Annotated in this window: 15 protein-coding genes and 1 CRISPR repeat array; of the genes, 9 read left to right on the top strand and 6 right to left on the bottom strand. The window is 70.5% G+C overall.

All coding sequences use genetic code 11. The features are described 5' to 3' along the window. The first annotated feature begins 10 nt into the window (after window positions 1-10). The 8 genes from ACFC0Z_RS06355 to ACFC0Z_RS06320 all read left to right on the top strand — a co-directional run bounded on the left by ACFC0Z_RS06355 (window position 11) and on the right by ACFC0Z_RS06320 (window position 4940). Window positions 11-1186, top strand: a complete 1176-nt coding sequence (locus ACFC0Z_RS06355; RefSeq protein WP_376433274.1) for a radical SAM protein — start codon at window positions 11-13, stop codon at window positions 1184-1186. Then, entirely contained in the window at window positions 1183-1785 is a 603-nt protein-coding gene (locus ACFC0Z_RS06350; protein ID WP_376433273.1) for an exonuclease domain-containing protein, read from the top strand. The genes ACFC0Z_RS06355 and ACFC0Z_RS06350 overlap by 4 nt, the downstream gene beginning before the upstream one ends. Next, window positions 1782-2372: an AAA family ATPase gene (locus ACFC0Z_RS06345; RefSeq protein ID WP_376433271.1), complete on the top strand. Its 591-nt coding sequence runs from the start codon at window positions 1782-1784 to the stop codon at window positions 2370-2372. The genes ACFC0Z_RS06350 and ACFC0Z_RS06345 overlap by 4 nt, the downstream gene beginning before the upstream one ends. Beyond that, window positions 2369-3142 (top strand): aldo/keto reductase, encoded by a 774-nt coding sequence (locus ACFC0Z_RS06340; protein WP_376433269.1) that lies wholly within the window; start codon window positions 2369-2371, stop codon window positions 3140-3142. Before ACFC0Z_RS06345 ends, ACFC0Z_RS06340 begins: the two co-directional genes overlap by 4 nt. Continuing rightward, the gene (locus tag ACFC0Z_RS06335; protein WP_376433267.1) at window positions 3139-3693 is read left to right on the top strand and encodes a hypothetical protein; all 555 of its coding nucleotides are present in this window, start codon (window positions 3139-3141) and stop codon (window positions 3691-3693) included. The genes ACFC0Z_RS06340 and ACFC0Z_RS06335 overlap by 4 nt, the downstream gene beginning before the upstream one ends. After that, window positions 3690-3875, top strand: coding sequence for a hypothetical protein (locus tag ACFC0Z_RS06330; protein WP_376433265.1), 186 nt, complete (start codon window positions 3690-3692; stop codon window positions 3873-3875). Before ACFC0Z_RS06335 ends, ACFC0Z_RS06330 begins: the two co-directional genes overlap by 4 nt. Before the next feature lie 266 nt (window positions 3876-4141). Further along, complete coding sequence (locus ACFC0Z_RS06325) at window positions 4142-4681, top strand: Scr1 family TA system antitoxin-like transcriptional regulator (protein WP_376433263.1); 540 nt, start codon at window positions 4142-4144, stop codon at window positions 4679-4681. After that, window positions 4671-4940, top strand: a complete 270-nt coding sequence (locus ACFC0Z_RS06320; protein ID WP_376433261.1) for a DUF397 domain-containing protein — start codon at window positions 4671-4673, stop codon at window positions 4938-4940. Before ACFC0Z_RS06325 ends, ACFC0Z_RS06320 begins: the two co-directional genes overlap by 11 nt. 823 nt (window positions 4941-5763) lie before the next feature. Here ACFC0Z_RS06320 and ACFC0Z_RS06315 read toward each other — a convergent pair. Genes ACFC0Z_RS06315 through ACFC0Z_RS06290 form a run of 6 tightly spaced genes read right to left on the bottom strand, consistent with a single transcriptional unit; the run spans window position 5764 to window position 13650 of the window. Further along, a complete protein-coding gene (locus ACFC0Z_RS06315; protein WP_376433259.1) occupies window positions 5764-6888 on the bottom strand; it encodes an NlpC/P60 family protein in 1125 nt (374 codons plus the stop codon). After that, a complete protein-coding gene (locus tag ACFC0Z_RS06310; RefSeq protein WP_376433257.1) occupies window positions 6885-9290 on the bottom strand; it encodes a hypothetical protein in 2406 nt (801 codons plus the stop codon). Before ACFC0Z_RS06310 ends, ACFC0Z_RS06315 begins: the two co-directional genes overlap by 4 nt. Beyond that, entirely contained in the window at window positions 9287-11923 is a 2637-nt protein-coding gene (locus tag ACFC0Z_RS06305) for an ATP-binding protein (RefSeq protein WP_376433255.1), read from the bottom strand. The genes ACFC0Z_RS06310 and ACFC0Z_RS06305 overlap by 4 nt, the downstream gene beginning before the upstream one ends. Next, a complete protein-coding gene (locus ACFC0Z_RS06300; protein ID WP_376433253.1) occupies window positions 11920-12456 on the bottom strand; it encodes a hypothetical protein in 537 nt (178 codons plus the stop codon). The genes ACFC0Z_RS06305 and ACFC0Z_RS06300 overlap by 4 nt, the downstream gene beginning before the upstream one ends. Before the next feature lie 16 nt (window positions 12457-12472). Further along, window positions 12473-12769, bottom strand: coding sequence for a hypothetical protein (locus tag ACFC0Z_RS06295; protein ID WP_376433251.1), 297 nt, complete (start codon window positions 12767-12769; stop codon window positions 12473-12475). 50 nt (window positions 12770-12819) lie between these two features. After that, window positions 12820-13650, bottom strand: a complete 831-nt coding sequence (locus ACFC0Z_RS06290; protein ID WP_376433249.1) for a hypothetical protein — start codon at window positions 13648-13650, stop codon at window positions 12820-12822. Between the two features lie 563 nt (window positions 13651-14213). After that, window positions 14214-16378: a CRISPR direct-repeat array (repeat unit 28 nt; unit sequence GGACCACCTCCGCCTGCGCGGAGAGCAC). Between the two features lie 352 nt (window positions 16379-16730). On the opposite strand from ACFC0Z_RS06290, the gene ACFC0Z_RS06285 reads away from it, so the two are divergent. After that, window positions 16731-16979, top strand: coding sequence for a hypothetical protein (locus tag ACFC0Z_RS06285; protein ID WP_376433247.1), 249 nt, complete (start codon window positions 16731-16733; stop codon window positions 16977-16979).

Here is a 16979-nt window from a genome sequence, read left to right as displayed (position 1 = left end):
GGAGACGCTGATGAGCACATCCGCCCTCGCCCGCCGCGCGCTGCCGATCCTGCCCGCCGAGGCGATCAGCACCATGAAGCCCGAGCTCGCGGACATCATCGAGTACCGCAAGTCCGGCCTGTCGCTGAACTGGATCGTCGGCTGCCCGCTGGAGTGCGGGTACTGCGTCCGGCACCTCTTCGACAACTTCGACATGAAGGCGCCGCGCCGCCTGATGAGCGACGAGGACGCGGTCACCCGCCTGGTGAGCCACCCCTATTTCCGCGAGCACCGGACCCCGATCCAACTCCTCAACCGGGCCACCGACCCGATGCTGCCCGTCGTGAAGCCGCACCTGTTCAACGTGCTGCGGCAGCTCGACGAGCGCGGCCTGACCAACCACGTCCTGATCATCACCCGCTGGCGCGTCACGCCCGAGGACTGCGCCGTCCTCAACAACTTCACCAACCTGCGGCTGACCGTCCTGGTGACGCACTCGAACATCTCCAACCCGAAGATCGAGCCGGTCGATTCCGCCATCGCCGCGCAGAGCCTGCGGACCCTCTTCGAGCACGCCGTGCGGTACCGCACCGTCCTGTACTGGCGGCCCATCGTGCCCGGCCTGAACGACTCCGACGCCGACATCGCTCGGGCCCGGGAGCTGTCCCGGCACGCGCATGCGACCGTCTTCACCGGTCTGTTCTTTCGCGACGAGATCGCCGCCTACTACGAGGCACACGGCCTGCCGATGCCCTACGACGAGACGGCCCGGCGCAAGATCATGCCGGAGGAGGCAGAGCAGCGGCTCCTCACTGCCTTCGAGGGCGACGGCTCGTGGGACGCCCTGTTCCGCAAGACATCCTGCGGCGTCGCCTACGCCCACGGGGAGGCCGACTACAACGGCCACTACGGGATCCGGGAGCTGTGCGACATCTGCCCGCCCGAGCAGATCGCCCGCTGCGCCGGTGCCTGGGTCAAGCCGGACCTGACGGCGGTGACGCAGGAGGCCCGCGGGCTCGGCGCGGTCGGTGAGATCGAGGTCAACGAGCGTGCCATCGTCGTGGAGGGACTGGACGAGCCGCCGCGCTACTACCTCCAGCACGGCTTCGGCTACCAGTGCCACGACCGCACGAAGCCCCACCACCACCGCCAGCACGGCCGGGCCCCCATCGGCTGGAAGGCGGAGAACGGAACGACACCGGCATGAACTTCTCCTCCTGGCCCGCGATCCTCGTCGTCGACGTCGAGGGCAACGGCACCAACCCGCCCGACCTGGTCGAGGTCGCCGCCCTGCCTGTACGCGGCGGCAGCCCGGACAAGACCACCGCCGGCGCGTGGCTCAGCAAGCCGCGCCGCCCGGTGACGCCGTTCGCGGCCCGGGTGCACGGCCTGACGAACCAGGTCCTCGAAGGGAAGCCGGGCTGGGAGGAGATCGCCGACGAGATCCACGTGTTCCTCGGCACCGCGTGGATCGCCGCCCACAACGCGCACGTCGACTACCGCGCGCTCGCCGCGCACCTGCCGACGTGGCAGCCGGCCGGAGTCATCGACACGCTCCGGCTGGCCAGGGCCACCTACCCGGGCCTGCGCAAGTACTCGCTCGACGCCTTGATCGAGCACGCCAAGCCCGACCTGAGCGAGGCCCCCGCGCAGCGCCACCGGGCCACGTTCGACGCCTTCGCCACGGCGCAGCTCCTCCTCGCCATGGCGACCCGCTACGACACCTGGGACCAGCTGGTCGCCGCGGCCGTACCGCCCGGCCTTCCTGGCGCCCCCGAACCCGAACAGGAGCCCACCCTGTGGTGACCACCAAGCCCTTCCGTATCGGCGTCCTCGGCACGCACTCCACCGGCAAGACCACCCTCGTCCAGCGCATCGAGATGGAGCTGCGGGGCCAGGGCGTCACCGTCGGGCGCACTCGGAGCTTCGGCCGACGGGCCGCCGAGGTCGGGCTGCCGAAGCTGCAGCGGCACACCGAGATGTCCACCGAGTGGATCATCGCCACGGCCATCGCAAACGAGATCGAGCTCGGCGTCGGCGTTGAGGTCGTCCTGGCCGACCGCGCGGTCAACGACGCCCTCGCGTACTACATGGCCGCCCTGGAGTACCGCGGCGAGCCGATCGACTCCGAAGCCGTCGAACGGCTCCGGATCCTCGTCTCCACCCAGTACCCGAAGTACGACCTGTGCATCGCCACCCGCCTCGACCCCGAGGTGCCCGTCGACACCGAGCACTCCTACGACCCCCGCTACCGGGCGCTCGTGGACGAGCACGTCCACCGCCTGCTGGCGGAGGACCACGTGGACCACCTGGTGGTAGGCAGCGGCGCCGACGAGCAGCACCTCGTCGTCCAGACCGCCGTCGAGACGGCCCTCAAGGCGATCGGAGCATGACCATGACCCCGCCCGCGGGCTCCATCGACATCGCCGGCAAGACCGTCTCCCGACTCGGCTTCGGCACCATGCGCCTCACCGGCCCCGGCACCTGGGGCGACCCGGCCGACCGCGACCGCGCCCTCTGCGTGCTCCGCGAGGCCGTGCACACCCACGGCATCAGCCACATCGACACCGCGGACGCCTACGGCCCCCACACCGTCGAGCACCTGATCAAGGACGCCCTCCACCCCTACCCCGACCACCTGCTCGTGGCGACCAAGGTCGGCATGGTCCGGCCGGCCCCCAACGAGTGGGTGCCGCTCGGACACCCGGCCTACCTGCGCGCCGGCGTCGAAGCAAGCCTGCGCAGGTTGAACGTCGAGCAGCTGGACCTGTGCTACCTGCACCGCATCGACCGTCACGTCCCCCTCGCCGACCAGATCGGCACGCTCGCCGTGCTCCAGAGCGAGGGAAAGATCGGGCACATCGGCCTGTCCAAGGTCACCGTTGACGACTTCCAGCTAGCCAAGAAGTGCGCTCCGATCGCCGCTGTGCAGAACGTGCTCAACTCCACCGAGCCGGACGACCCGATGGTCGACGTGTGCCGGGACGAGGACATCCCCTACGTCCCCTACCGGCCGCTCAACGCCGGGAAGCGCACGGCGGGGGTAGGCGTGAGGGCCGCTCTGGCCTGGCTCCTCGCGCTCGGTCCGCATGTCGCCCCCATCCCGGGCACCAGCAACCCGAAGCACCTGGCCGAGCTCGTAGCCCTCACCAAGAGCCGGTGACCGCCATGCCACTCGCGCACGCCCCGGCCCCCATCCGCCCACAGGACCCCTACGAGAACTGGAGGCCGCCCATCGTCGGCGTCGGGGTCCTGGCCCCCGTCGGTACGGATCATCTCGTCCTCGTACGGACCTGCGGCATCTGGTCCATCCCTACCGGTGCGGTCGAGAGCGCCCAGGACGTCGAGGACGCGGCCCGTTCAGTCCTCACCGGCTTATCCGAGGGTCTTCCGATCCATCGTCACGTCGCTGTGCAGAACGTCCAGATGCGCCGCCGACAAGTCATCACGCACACGGTGGTCACCCGCCCTCTCCTGCCTGAGGAGGTGACCCACCTCGTCTACCGCGACCCGCGGGCCGAGATCCGCACCCTGTCGACTGCCGCCGCAGCCGCAGCACTGACCGACCAGGGACGCGCCCGCCTCGGCCTCGGTCTGCTGGCCCTAGCGATCGGCGCCACGGCCTACATCCATGACGACCGGATCCAGTTCGACTGCATCTCTCCGGCGAAGGCACTGCCGCGTCCCGCAGACGAAAGGACGGCAGGAGCGTGACCCCTCGCCAAGGAAAACGGTGGTACAGCCTCGGCATGCTGATCGGCGGCCATACACAGGTCAGTGACGACACCCACTACTACCGGCCGGCCAGATGGGTCGCACCCGAGCGGGAGGAAGAGGCGACGGAGGTGATGGACCACGCCGGCCGCTCCCCGACCTCGCGCCATCCGGGGACCTGAGATGCCCCCTGGGGCAGCGAGTGCGATGCGTGCAGGTGCCCTCTGGCTTTGTCGAGCGGTTTGGGAGGCACCGGGGTTCTTGCCAGGGCAGCATCGAGATGCTCATGGTGAAAGATGGTGGTCATGCCGCAGATGCCGAAGGTCGAGCTGTCCGCGGCAATCCGCGTGACCACCGTGGCCGCATGTCGATGCGGGAGCTTGAACACAAGCACGGCGTGACGTGGCGGACGGCGCGGAAGGCGTTGGACTAGCCCTGGCCAGAGCCGGTGATCGACGAGATCCTGCGGACGAACTGGGTACAGCCTCACGCGTCACCCATCGCGCTGACCAGCACGCTGATGAGCTACACGAAGGCAAGGATGACGAGTGGGGCGCACTCACAGCCGCCCACGGCGGCGGGTGCCGACGGCATGGCCACCTCCTACGTTTCGGCGACGCACTGTGAGACCGCTCGGCAAGGGAGAGCCGCACGCTCGACGGCGCGGTCCGGGAGACCGCGCCGGATGGGCCGCCAGCTCGACGGTCTCCTCGACGATGCCGCCAACCAGCAGGTCACCTTCCGGGTTGTCGACTTCGAAGCCTCGGCCACACTGGCTTACGTCTTCCACCAGTTCGAGTTCGGCGAGAAGAGTGAGGACGCCATCGCGGCATTCGACGCCGTGACGGGGATGACGTTCAAGAAGAGCCTCAAGGAGGTGCGCGAGGTCCGCGACTTCATCGAATCGCTCCGAGCCATCGCACTGACGCCTGAGGACTCATTGGAATTGATCGAGAAGATCAGGAAAGAGATCTCCCATGACAACTGAGAGTGCCCGCACCGACAAGATGAACACCCTGGCCGCCATCGCGGCGTACGACATGTCGGGCGTCCAGTGGACCAAGTCGCTGTTCTCCCATGGCAGCGGCTCGGGTGACTGCCTTGAGGTCGCCGAGATCCCCGGCCTCGGATACGCCCTGCGCCACTCGATCCTGACCGACCGCATCATTCCCCTCACCCAGGCCGAATACGTCGCCTACGTGAACGGCGTCCAGGCCGGTCAGCCCGGTCTCGTCCCCGGCGCCTGACCTCGCCCGCCGGCACAGAGGCCCCCGCGCCGATTGTTGGGAGCGCAGGCCTTCGCCGGGTGCCAGGCACCGAGGACGGCGAGGCATGCCGAGATTGCAGCGAAATCCCGTGGACCAACGATGCTCCGTCGATCGGGTTATCGGACGGGCCTCCACTCCTTCCGATGAATTTCCAGCAGGACACGGGCGGTTCGCCCGTCCCGGAACTCCCCTGCCGCATCCGCGCCCGCCCACACCAACCGGACCTCGACGCGCCCCGAATGCTCGCCCTCCTGGCGTGCGACGGCAGCCTGTACGCGTACGTCGCGGTAGGGCGCGCGAAGGCTGGTGCCTGCGAAGTAGGAGGGCCAGGTGGCACGACCGACTCCGGTGACCTCGGCGATCCACACCTGCTCGGCGAGGCGGGTGAGGCGCCGGGCTGTGGCGGTCGGCAAGTCGGAGGGGTTGGCATGGTCGAGGATTCGTTGGACCGCGTAGTCGCCGTCCGGTCCGTCTCCGGAGACGGGCTGGTCGTGTGGGGCGGCTGCGGTGTTGGTGTCCGGTCGGTCGGCAGCGGCCTCGGCGGTGAGGGTCGGTTCGGGTGAGTTGTCTTCGGGTTTCGGTGCGGGCGGAGGGCCTGTCGGACGGACCGGTCGAGGCGCCGTGCGGGCCGAAGCGGTGGCTGCCGGACGGGCGGCAGCGGGTGTGTGGGTGACCGCGGGTTGTGCGGCGGTTCGCTCGGGGTGAGATGCGGGGTCGGGGGCGCGGAGTAGGACGGCGGCGCCTGCGAGGAGGAGCGCCAGGCCTAGGAGGAGGGGCCGGGTGGAGGATGTGGGGTGGACGGTCACAGCAGGCGTGCTCCTCCGGCGTAGCCGTCGTCCCAGACGGCTTCGGTGCGGACGTTGGAGCCGGGGCGGGGGGCGTTGATCATCTGTCCGTTACCGAGGTAGATGCCGACGTGGTGGATGGTGGCGTCGATGGTGGGGCTGTAGGCGAAGAAGACGAGGTCTCCGGGGCGCAGGGCTTTGAGGCCTGCGGAGGCGGGGATGCGCTGGCCTTTGCCGGCCTGGGCCGCGGCGGTGCGGGGGAGGTTGATGCCGGCTTGGGCGTAGGCGTAGAGGGTGAGACCGGAGCAGTCGAAGCCCTTGATATGGACGCCGCTCTTGCCGCTGGGTGAGCAGCAGATGCCGGTGCTGGGGCCGTGGGCGTTGCCGCCGCCCCAGGAGTATGGGGTGCCGGTGTAGGCGACGGCGGCGTCGATGACGGTGCGGGCTGAGCCGGTGGGGCGCTCGCCGATGGGGATGGCTCCGGTGCCGAGCTGGCTGTATCGGTCGATCCAGCCCAGGACGTCGCTCACGTAGGCCTGGGAGTGGTTGTACTGCAAGATCGCGGCCTTGAGCTGGTCCCGGTTGTCGAGGTTGCGGCCGTTGCCGCAGAGATAGACGGCCGCGCCGAGTGCTGCGTCGTCGGCGTTGTGGGGGTCGGCGGCCTGGTCGTCGTTGGCGTCGCGGCCGGATCCGGTCCAGGTGGAGGGCAGGAACTGGAAGGGGCCGACGGCCCGCTCGTAGACGCGGTCTCCGTCGTACCGGCCGTTGTCGGTGTCGGGAAATGAGCTCAGGTTGCCTCCGGCGCCTGAGCCGTCGAGGCGGGGGCCGAGGATCTGCGGGGTGATGTCACCGGCCGGGCTGATGGTGCGCCCGGCAGCGTGGTGGGACTCGATGCGGGCGATTCCCGCGAGGATCGCCCAGCGCATGCCTCGGCACTTGGGGACTTCCTTCGGGAGGCGGATGGCGGCGTTCTGGTAAGCGGCGAGCATCCGCGGAGAGATCTCCGATGCCCGGCCGACCGCTTCGATCGACTGAGGTGCGGGAGCTGCCTTGGACTGGGCGACGATGACGAGAAGGAGGATGACGAGGGGGCCGGCGAGGATCGCGAGGAGGAGTGACGCGCACCCCAGGCGGCCTCTCACGGGCGTCCCTCGGCGGACGTGGGCGGCGCGGGCGGTGCCGGGGGTGCGGGCGGCGCGGGCGGTGTGCGGGGTGGCTTGGGATCACTCGGCGAGGAGCCGGTGGCAGGTCGGCTCGGGCTCGGGAGGCCGTCGAGGTCCGAGTCGTCGGTGTTGGTGGCCGGGTAGTCGCGTCCGCTGCGGTCGGGCGTGGCGGTCGGGGTTTCCCGTGGGGTGCGGCCGAGTCCGAGACCTGCGCGGCTGTCGGCCATCCAGCGCTGGTGCACGCCGCGGTAGTGGTCCGCCTGCTGGCCGAGCTCGGTGCCGAGGGCTGCGGCCCGGGTGCTGGTCGCGCGAGCGGTCCGGTTCCAGGTGGCCGGCAGACCGAGGGTGGCGTGATAGGCGATCTTCGTCGTGGTGACGAGAGCGCGGCCTCCGCGCGTGGTGCGTAGGGCGGCCTCTAGTCGGGCTCCGGCGGGCACCACACCGGCGGGTGCGTCGTCGGGAACGGGTGCGGGATTGTCCGTCGGTTCGGGAGCGGCCGGGCTGTCAGTGGGCTGGGAACCGGCGGGCGTGGTCTTGGGATGTGGCGTTGCGGGCTTCGGCTTCGGCTTGGGCTTGGTGGGCGGAAGGGGCTTTCCGTCGGGGCCGACGGCGGCGGGTTTGGTGGCGGGGCGTTTCGGGCCGATCAGGGCCGTACGTGCGGCGCTGAGTCCGAGCTGGACGGGCATGAGGGCGAGGCGGGCGACGCCGGCCGCTTCGGCGGCGATGCCGCTTCGGCCGAGCAGATGCGCATGGGCGGAGGATCCGGTGCCGACGCCGATCCCCAGGCCGGAGAAGGCGGCGGCGGTTTCGGCGGCGGAGCCGCCCATGAGGTGCCCGCCGCCGATCCTCGCGTAGCTCATCCGCTGCGCGAACCGGGTGCCGAGAACGCGGCTACCGCGGGCGATCCGCTTGTACATCACGATCGCAGTCAGCGCGAGGCCGTCGAGGATGACGAGGCGTTCGAGGAGAGAGCCGTGCGCGTCGCCGATGACGGTCTTCGCGGCGATGCCGAAGAGCGGGATGAAGACGGCGGTGGCGATGAGGACGAGCATGCAGCCGGCGAAGTACCCCAGCCACTTCCACAGCGCGCCCCGACCGGGGCCGGGCAGGATCGCAAGGGGGAAGACGGCGACGGCACCGATGGCGGCGATGACACATCCGAACTGAGCGGCGATCAGCGCCAGCGCCATCAGGACGACGATCACGGCGACGATGATCGCGGCGATCATGACGAGTAGGGCGCCGAGTACCTTCTCCCAGTCAGCCGTCTCCATCCGTTTGACGATCGCTTTGCCCTCGGGGCCGGCTTCCTTCATCGCGCCCATGCCGGGGTTGATCTGCATGCTCTGGCACAGCTTCTTCCCCGTGCCTGTCAGCAGATTGCATCCCTCTCCGGGCTTGTCGACCGGCGGGTCGATCAGCTTCATGTGTGCCTGGTAGAGGGGGTCGTCTTTCTCCAGGACGCGTCCGTACTGGAGAAGCATGTAGGGCTGGACAACGAGCGTGTCGGTCAGGGTGCGGGTGATCGGTCCAGACACCGCGGAGGGGTCGACCGCGGTGTCTCCGCTCAGGCACGCCTGGCGTGCGGGCCCGATCAGCGCCTTGCACCGCCCGACCTCGCTCTTCTTCGCTGCCGCCGCCGCTGCCGCGCGCTCTTGCTCCTGCTCCTGGCGCAGGCAGAGCTCCAGGGCGGCGCCGTGCATGACGGCGCACGGGCCCGTCACGACCCTGGGGCCCGTGTGCCCGGCCTCGGTGGTGATGGTGGCGGCTTCCAGGGCGGCGCGCTGGGTCTGCTGGACGGGGCCGTCGTATCCGAGGAGGGTGGCGGGCTGAACGATGGTCGTGGCGGTGATCGCCGAGATGAGCAGGGACAGCAGCAGTTCGCCGGCGCCTCGGGCCGCTCTGCCACGCATGATCATGGCGAGGCCGAAGACGAAGGCCCAGGCGAGGGTGATCCCGGCGAATCCCAGCGGGCCGATGATGCCGTGTTCGTAGGCGTCGGAGATGCGCTGTGCCGGCCCGGTGAGCTTCTCGATGATCGGGAAGTGGTAGACCCGGTCGATCAGCCAGCACGCGAACCCCGTGGCCATACGCGCGAAAGCGAACAGGCCGGAGGCGAGGAAGTTGCGGACCACGACGCCGATGTCATCGACGCTCGTGATCACCGTTGTTCCGGGAAGCGGTTCCCCGGTGGCCCTCTCGGCCTGCTCTGTCATGTCGATCTCGTAGCGGTCCAGAGGGACCCCCTCGGACGACTCCACGTTCAGCGGACCGAGCACGCCGTTCTCGCTGCCAGGGTCGGCGGCCGCGGCGATCCCCGCTCTCAGCGCGCACAGCAGCACGGTGGTAGCGGCAACGACGGCGCTTCGACGGTAGGTCATCGCAGGTCTCCGGTGGCTGCGGGCTCGTAGCGGGAGATGTCGGGGGCGCTGTGGGCCGTGGGGCTGGCGGGGGTCGTGTAGATGCCGTCGGTGATGCGTGGGAGGACGGGGATGAGGACCTTGAAGCGGCCGATCTTCATGCGGGGGTCGCGGGCCAGGAACTCTCCGGCGCGGTCGGGCTTGCCGTACGGGGAGAGATCGGTGGTGACCATGCGCAGAAGGTCTTCGTCGGTGGCGGGAAGGCCGAGCCAGGTCAGGCCGCGGGCGGCGAGGACAGGGTCGGCGGTACGGCCCAGAAAGCGGTAGGCGAGCAGCCCTTGGGTAGTGGAGGTGCCGAGTTCGAGGACGTCGTGGCAGCCCAGTCCGACGCCTGCGCCGTGCTTGCGGCCGTCCTTGACGATCTCGTCGATCAGCGCCTGCCCCTCGGCGGAGGAGGTCAGCCAGTACGTCTCGTCCAGAGGCAGGAGAGTGAAGCGGGGGTCGGTGAACGCGGTCTCGCGGGCGATGGCGGTGATCAGGTAGAGCACGGCGCGGCCGATGAGCGCTTCCAGTGGCTGGGAGCGCAGGAGTTCGGGGTTGGTCGCGGCCTCGCGTGGCGGGAGTGTCAGGCCGGTGGTGGTGATGACGACGAAGTCGGAGGTGAGGTCGCCGGACAGGTCCAGTGGCGGCAGGTCGGGGTCGAAGACGGCCGCGGCGAGGGGTTCGTCGGCCGCGACCCGCAGCCACTCGACGAGCGACGCGGCGCGCAGGCCTCGTGCGCTGTCCTCCGTGGCCGTCTCCTCCAGGGCGTCGAGGACGCGTGCCATCGACGGGTCGGGGGCGGCAGCGGCCTGCTTGACGGCGGTCTTCAGCAGCGCTCCGTGCTCGGTCATCGCGCCGACGCCGAGTTGCACGGTCAGGTAGGACAGTGCGTAGCGGGCTCCTACGGCGGGGTCGGTGAAGACGCGCAGGGGGTCGATGGACATGTCGGCGGTGGCGGCGTCGACGATCTGACAGCGGCCCGGGGCGGCGGCGCGGGCGAAGCGGGCCCATTCTCTGGACTTCGTGCGGTCGATGGCGATGGCGCGGCCTCCGCGGTCGACGACCGAGGAGGTGATTAGTTTCAGGAGTGTCGACTTTCCGCCGCCGAGGTCGCCGGCGAGCGCGAAGCTCGCGCTGGCGTTGCGGACGGGGGCGTCGGCGATGTTCAGCAGTACGGGGGAGATCGTGCCGAGGTCCTGCGAGTAGCCGACCATCGCCCCCGTCGGGTCGCCGAACGACTGCCCGTACAGGGCGCCGTGCATCGCCCAGTCCTCCCCCAGCTCGTGCTGGACGTACTGCCGTACAGGCGCCGGGGTCGGCGCCCCGGGCAGGCCGAGGGTGAAGAGTTCTTCCTGCCCGCCGACCGGTCGCACCAGGCGGTAGTGCGCGCCCTTCAGCCGGGCCTGCACCGTGGCGGCGCGCTGGTCGCATTCGGCGGGGGTGGGACCTGCGACGGTCAGGACGGTCACCGACTGGACTTCGACCTCGACACCCGAGCGGGAAGCGCGGGCACCGAGGTCGCCGAGGTCATCGGCGGCGTCATGCAGCGCGTCGGGCAGGCCGGTCGCGCGACGCGCGGCGTACTGGTCGGCCTGGTCGGCCAGCTCCCGCTTCTTCTTCGTGACCGCGGCGACGACCTTCTCCGAGGAGACCACGGTCAGGTCGATGACCCAGTCGACGGAAAACGGCATCCGCTCCAGCTCGCCGAGGAACTCGGCCCCGGCCGCGGTGAACCGGCGGGGAATCTCCGCGAGCGCGAGGTGGGCCTGGTAGGAGATCCCAACCTCGGAGTCGACCTGGAGCCAGCGCCGGCCCGCCACGCTCCTACGTGTTGTGCCGCCACTCCCCCGCCTCTGGCGCTGCCGGGCGCTGCCCCGGCCGGGTTCCTGGTCGTCGGGGAGGCCTCCCTCCAGGAGGCGTACGTGGCCGAGGTCGACGTGGGACGGCGATCGCAGGACTCCCCCGGTCAGGAGGCTGCCCCGCAGCGGCGACTCTTCTGCCTCGCCCAGGAGTTCCGCATCGCCCAGGCCCCGGCTGACGGCGTGCTGGTGCATCCAGACGATCTCCGCCGGTGTCGCCCGTCGCAGCGTGATCCCCCCGGTGAGCTCCGCCTCGACCTTCGCGGCCTGCTCCTGGTACTCGGCGACTTCCCGAGCGCCGACCGGTGCCGGCGGCAGCCCCAGCAAGCCGCCGAGCTCCGCCCAGGCGGCCCCCGTCAGCGCCTGTCGCTGCCCGCGCGCGCCGCTCGCGGGCAGCGGAACGGCCAGCCACAGAGTGCGCCGGTACATGTCCACCGGGTCGTCGAGGTGGTCTCCCGCCAGGAGCCGCAGCTGCGCCTCGGCGACCTGCGCCCACGCCTCGTGCCGGCGGTAGTCGACGCCGTCCAGGGTCCTGGCGACGACCTCACCCGCGTCGGTACGGGCACACAGGCCGAACAGCCGGGCCCGGCCAGGCAGAGACCGTACGAGGGCGGTGACTTGCGCGGTGATCTGCTCGCGGTCACGGTCCGGCATGTAGCGGGAGCCTGCCGGGGTGAGCGACCACACCGCCCACACCGTGCCGCTGGTCGACCAGATGAGATGGTCGACGATGTGCCGCAGGGGAAGCTTCATCTCGGCGTCGCCTTCGCTGTCGATCGGTCACTGAGCATCTGTTGCAGGGGAGTCGGAGCGGGGCCCGCGCCCGCCCGGGCTGGCACCGGGACGGAAACCCGCTCCGGTGCCGGGGCGCGGGTGGGGCTGCCGTGCGTGGCGGAGCTGTGCTCGATCAGGACCGTCCCGGCCAGGCGCCGCGTTCGGGGGGCGCGGGCGGTTCTGCCGCCAATTCGCCCCGTCTTCGGCTGGGACACCCGCCGGGCCAGGCCGTACAGCACCCACAGGGGCGCGCGCCCGCCGATCCGCTGGGCCCGGGCCGCCCACACCAGGACTCCCAGGGCGAGGACGGGAAGGGGGCCGAGTCCCGACCACCAGGAGAACGTCTTGATCAGCACCAGGACGCCGACGGCCGCGATGATCAGCTGGCCGGCGTTGTAGGGGCCGAACCAGAGGACGAAGTCGCCCAGCTTGCCCAGGACCCACGGCAGAGTGCGAGCCTGGGTGTAGTTGCGGCCTACCCGGGGGGTGGGACCGGCGGGAGTCGCGCTCATGTCGGCTGGACCGCCGTCACTTACTCGAGGACGGGTCCGGCGTCTGCGAGGAGTTGCTGACGCTCACGATCTCGTCCTTGAACGCTTTCGACAGCTCGGCACGGGACTCGTAGAGGCCGTAGCAGATGACCAGCCCGATCAGGGCGCCGATCCCGGCCTTGACGCTCATCTTGCTCGCCACGGCCATGACGACGGCGAGAAGGATGACCAGCAGCAGCGCCTTCTCGCCCCAGTCGGTGAACATGGTGAACAGGTGGTCGCCGATCTCCTTGATCGGGGCGGCGAGGACGACAGAGGTAGTGGTGGTGTCCATGTCGGACTCCTTCGCAAGCAGAAGGGACGGGGGTGGGGTGCGGGTCAGGGTCATGGACGTCGGGCAGTCGCTGCTACCTGGCCGGTGTCGAGGGCTGCAATCTCCCAGCGGCCGTCTCGCGCGGTGAGCGTGAGTTCGTAGGCCATCGGCCACGAACGGCCCGCTGCGTCGGTCGCGGTCACCTCGGCGCGGACCCGCGCGGCCACGCCCTTCCGCCCAGAGTCGGCGGTGCGCCCCTGGGACAGGACCTGGAGGGGCTCGACCACGGCGAACCTGGTGTCGGGGCGGGCCAGGACGGTGCCCGGCGCGAGGTAGCGCTCGACCGTGCCGCCGGATCCGAGGAACGCGCCGAGGAACCCCTCGACGGTGTCGGTGAGCGCGGGATCCTCGACACGGGCCGTGAACGGCGAGTCGGGGGCCTGCCCTGGCCGCGGTCCCGCGGCTTCTCCCGGTGCCCCGGCTACGTAGGCCCTGTGGCGGCCATCACCTGTCGCGGTGACGGGGACGGTGAAGTAACGCAGGCCTCGCACGGATTCCTCCGCCGTTACGCCGACGGTGCCGTCCACAAGGCGGACGGCCACCGTCACCACCCACGCGCCACTGCCTTGGCTCACGATACGGACGGCCGCCATCTGCCTGGCCACGACCGGCCTGCGGCCCCACCGCGGGGCCCGAACCCCGGGAGCCAGCACACGCAGCTGAGCCGCTTCCGGGGACGTCTCGGCGGCCGCGCCCGCCTCCAGCCACAGCCCCACAACCGTCTCGGCGAAGCCGGACGGCCCACCGTCCCCAGCAGCGTCGGAGACCGTCGGAACGACTGCAGGTCGGACAGTGGCGGGCTGCTCCACGAGAACGGGACGGTCGACGGCGACGGCGGCCATGAGGGCGAGGGGCCCGGCGGCGAGCGCCGCCCAGACACCTGCCCTGACGACGAACTCGCGCCCTCCCGGCAGGCGAGAAACACGAGAACGGCTCGTTCCCTGACGGGAATCACGGCGCCACAGAAGGAAAGGCGGAGACATCGAAGGGCTCCTCGAAGAGGTCGGCGGAACTGATGCCTCACTCTTCGACGCAGCCCTCACCGTCCCGCTGACCATCAGAGCCCCGCGCCATCACAACGCCGTAACTCCGCATGGTGAGTGCGGTGGTAAGTGGGCTGTGACCAGCCTGGTAAGTGCGGTGGTTAGCCACGGAGGCGTTCACCACGGTCGGGCCGAACCCTTACCAAGGAATCCGTCCAACGAAAGAGCAGGACCCGTGCGCCCAGCTATCAGGAACACCGCAGCCTCGTGCGCGAGGGCCCGTACAGGCCGCGGGAAGTCGAGACCGAGCTCGGCGTGCGGGTCCTCGTGGCTCCGCCGTAACGGCCCGAGAAGGCAGCCCTGCTGTCGGACGTGAGCGCCCGAAGAGCACGGACAATCCTTCCTCCAGATAGGCAGCTGCTACGGCCCACTCCGTGTTCGCGGAGAGCACACCCTCGCCCACGAACGCCTCGTGCGCTCCATCGACCCACCTCCGCCTGCGCGGAGAGCACGTGGGTGTTACGCGGGACTGGGGCTGGCGCCTCGGACCACCTCCGCCTGCGCGGAGAGCACCGCGGTACCGTCGCCCGCATGGCCCAGGACCCCGGACCACCTCCGCCTGCGCGGAGAGCACAATCGGGCTCGCCCCGGGGAGGTGGGTCAAATCGGACCACCTCCGCCTGCGCGGAGAGCACTCCATGAGGTCGGCGGCGCGGTACGCCGGGACCGGACCACCTCCGCCTGCGCGGAGAGCACGCGGTGGCTCCAGTCCGCGAGAGGCCGGCCTACGGACCACCTCCGCCTGCGCGGAGAGCACAGCGTGCGGGCGTTCGGCCCGACGCTGCCGGCCGGACCACCTCCGCCTGCGCGGAGAGCACGTTCGCCTCGGAGACGGATCGGCCCTGTAGGGCGGACCACCTCCGCCTGCGCGGAGAGCACACGACCCGGGGCGCCCTGAGCGACGGCCGCGGCGGACCACCTCCGCCTGCGCGGAGAGCACCACTGGAACGGCGCCGTCGCGGACGTGACCCGCGGACCACCTCCGCCTGCGCGGAGAGCACGCGTAATCGTGGCAGAAAGCACAGGCCCGATTCGGACCACCTCCGCCTGCGCGGAGAGCACGCGCAGGTAGGCGGGGCGCCCGGATGCGAGGGCGGACCACCTCCGCCTTCGCGGAGAGCACAATGTCCTTCGCTAGGCCCGTCCCTCGGCGCACGGACCACCTCCGCCTGCGCGGAGAGCACCTCAGGCCCCCGTCCGGTCCCTCCGGTGGGGGCGGACCACCTCCGCCTGTGCGGAGAGCACACGGGGTCTCGGCGGCCGTAGCCCTGGTTGTGCGGACCACCTCCGCCTGCGCGGAGAGCACGCGTAGTCGGTCCGGGTGATGGAGGACATCGTCGGACCACCTCCGCCTGCGCGGAGAGCACTCCTGCACGCCGGGTCCGCGGCGGGTCTGTTCCGGACCACCTCCGCCTGCGCGGACAGCACCCCGACCCCGGGATCGAAGTCCTGATCGACGCCGGACCACCTCCGCCTGCGCGGAGAGCACGTCGCCCGGGAGGCCTGAAATTGTGGCGGCTGCGGACCACCTCCGCCTGCGCGGAGAGCACGCCGCGCATGGCGTGAGCCCGCAGGGCCGGGGTGGACCACCTCCGCCTGCGCGGAGAGCACGTATGGCAGTGTGACTGCCCCCCTGTGCATTTCGGACCACCTCCGCCTGCGCGGAGAGCACCGCGCGAACGCAACGCCTACGGCCTCCCACAGCGGACCACCTCCGCCTGCGCGGAGAGCACCCCCGCCCCAGGTACAGCGACCCGAGGCGGGGCGGACCACCTCCGCCTGCGCGGAGAGCACTTGGTCTTCGTGTCGGTGAGCGCCTGGCACTGCGGACCACCTCCGCCTGCGCGGAGAGCACTCGGCCTCGGTCTTCTCCGCGTCCGCGTACACCGGACCACCTCCGCCTGCGCGGAGAGCACTACGCATTCCAGTGCGGGCAGAGCCGAAGCGGCGGACCACCTCCGCCTGCGCGGAGAGCACGATACACCGTCGTCACCGTCCTCGCGGCCGTCCGGACCACCTCCGCCTGCGCGGAGAGCACGGCGACCTCGACGTCTACGTCCCCACCAAGACCGGACCACCTCCGCCTGCGCGGAGAGCACGTGCTCGCCGACCAGGACGAGCGGCGCCGCGCCGGACCACCTCCGCCTGCGCGGAGAGCACCCCGCTCGGTACTCGCGCACGGCCCGCCGGATCGGACCACCTCCGCCTGCGCGGAGAGCACACGGGAGTTCCGCGGCCCCTTCGAGTGGTGAGCGGACCACCTCCGCCTGCGCGGAGAGCACGGCGTAACACGCCGAGTAGCCGGGCGGCCCTTAGGACCACCTCCGCCTGCGCGGAGAGCACGCTCGCGTTCTCGTACGTGACTGGCTACCTGGCGGACCACCTCCGCCTGCGCGGAGAGCACGCCCCTCCGCGCCAACCCCCTCGGACACCTCGGGGACCACCTCCGCCTGCGCGGAGAGCACGACGAAGGAGCGATCGGCGCGGCCTACAGAGGGCGGACCACCTCCGCCTGCGCGGAGAGCACCCTTCCTGAGCAGGCACTCTAGAAGGGCTTTACCGTTCCTTGACGGTACCGGTGTCCAAAGGGGACCTGCCTCACGTTCACCTTCACGCGCTTGCTCACAGCGACGAAGCTTACGGGACACCTGCCGTAACCGTGCGTTTCCATGCAGTGCTCCACGTGCCACGCCGATTCCCACGAACCTCGCCGAACGGCGCGATGATGATCCTCTTGATCGTCAAGCCGTCTCGGTCGGATGAGCGCCTATGGTGGCCGGGTGCGGTATTTGACACAGTCGTTCATTCTCGGGGCCGTACGGCGGGGGCGTTCGGTCGAGCAGTTCCTTGGGCCGTGCGGCTCGGCAGGACGCCCGGGCGTGCGCTATGTCGAGGTTCGTGCGGCGATGACGTCCTTCGACGTCTATCTCCACACGGTTGAGGACGTCGGCAGTGAGGACTTCTTCGACTTGGGCGAGTTCCCGCCGCTCGATCTCGATGACGAGGCCGCGGAGTTCGGGCGGCTCGTGGGCATGGCTGACGACCCGTTGGCCGCACTGATCGTTGCCGAGCAGCGTACTGGAGCCGCTCCGGGCCGGTGGGTCAACGAGGGGGGTCGTCCAAGATGA

Origin of the sequence: Streptomyces sp. NPDC056144 (assembly GCF_042264145.1) — a bacterium.
Taxonomy (GTDB): Bacteria; Actinomycetota; Actinomycetes; order Streptomycetales; family Streptomycetaceae; genus Streptomyces.
This window is presented reverse-complemented; position numbering and strand designations above follow the sequence as displayed.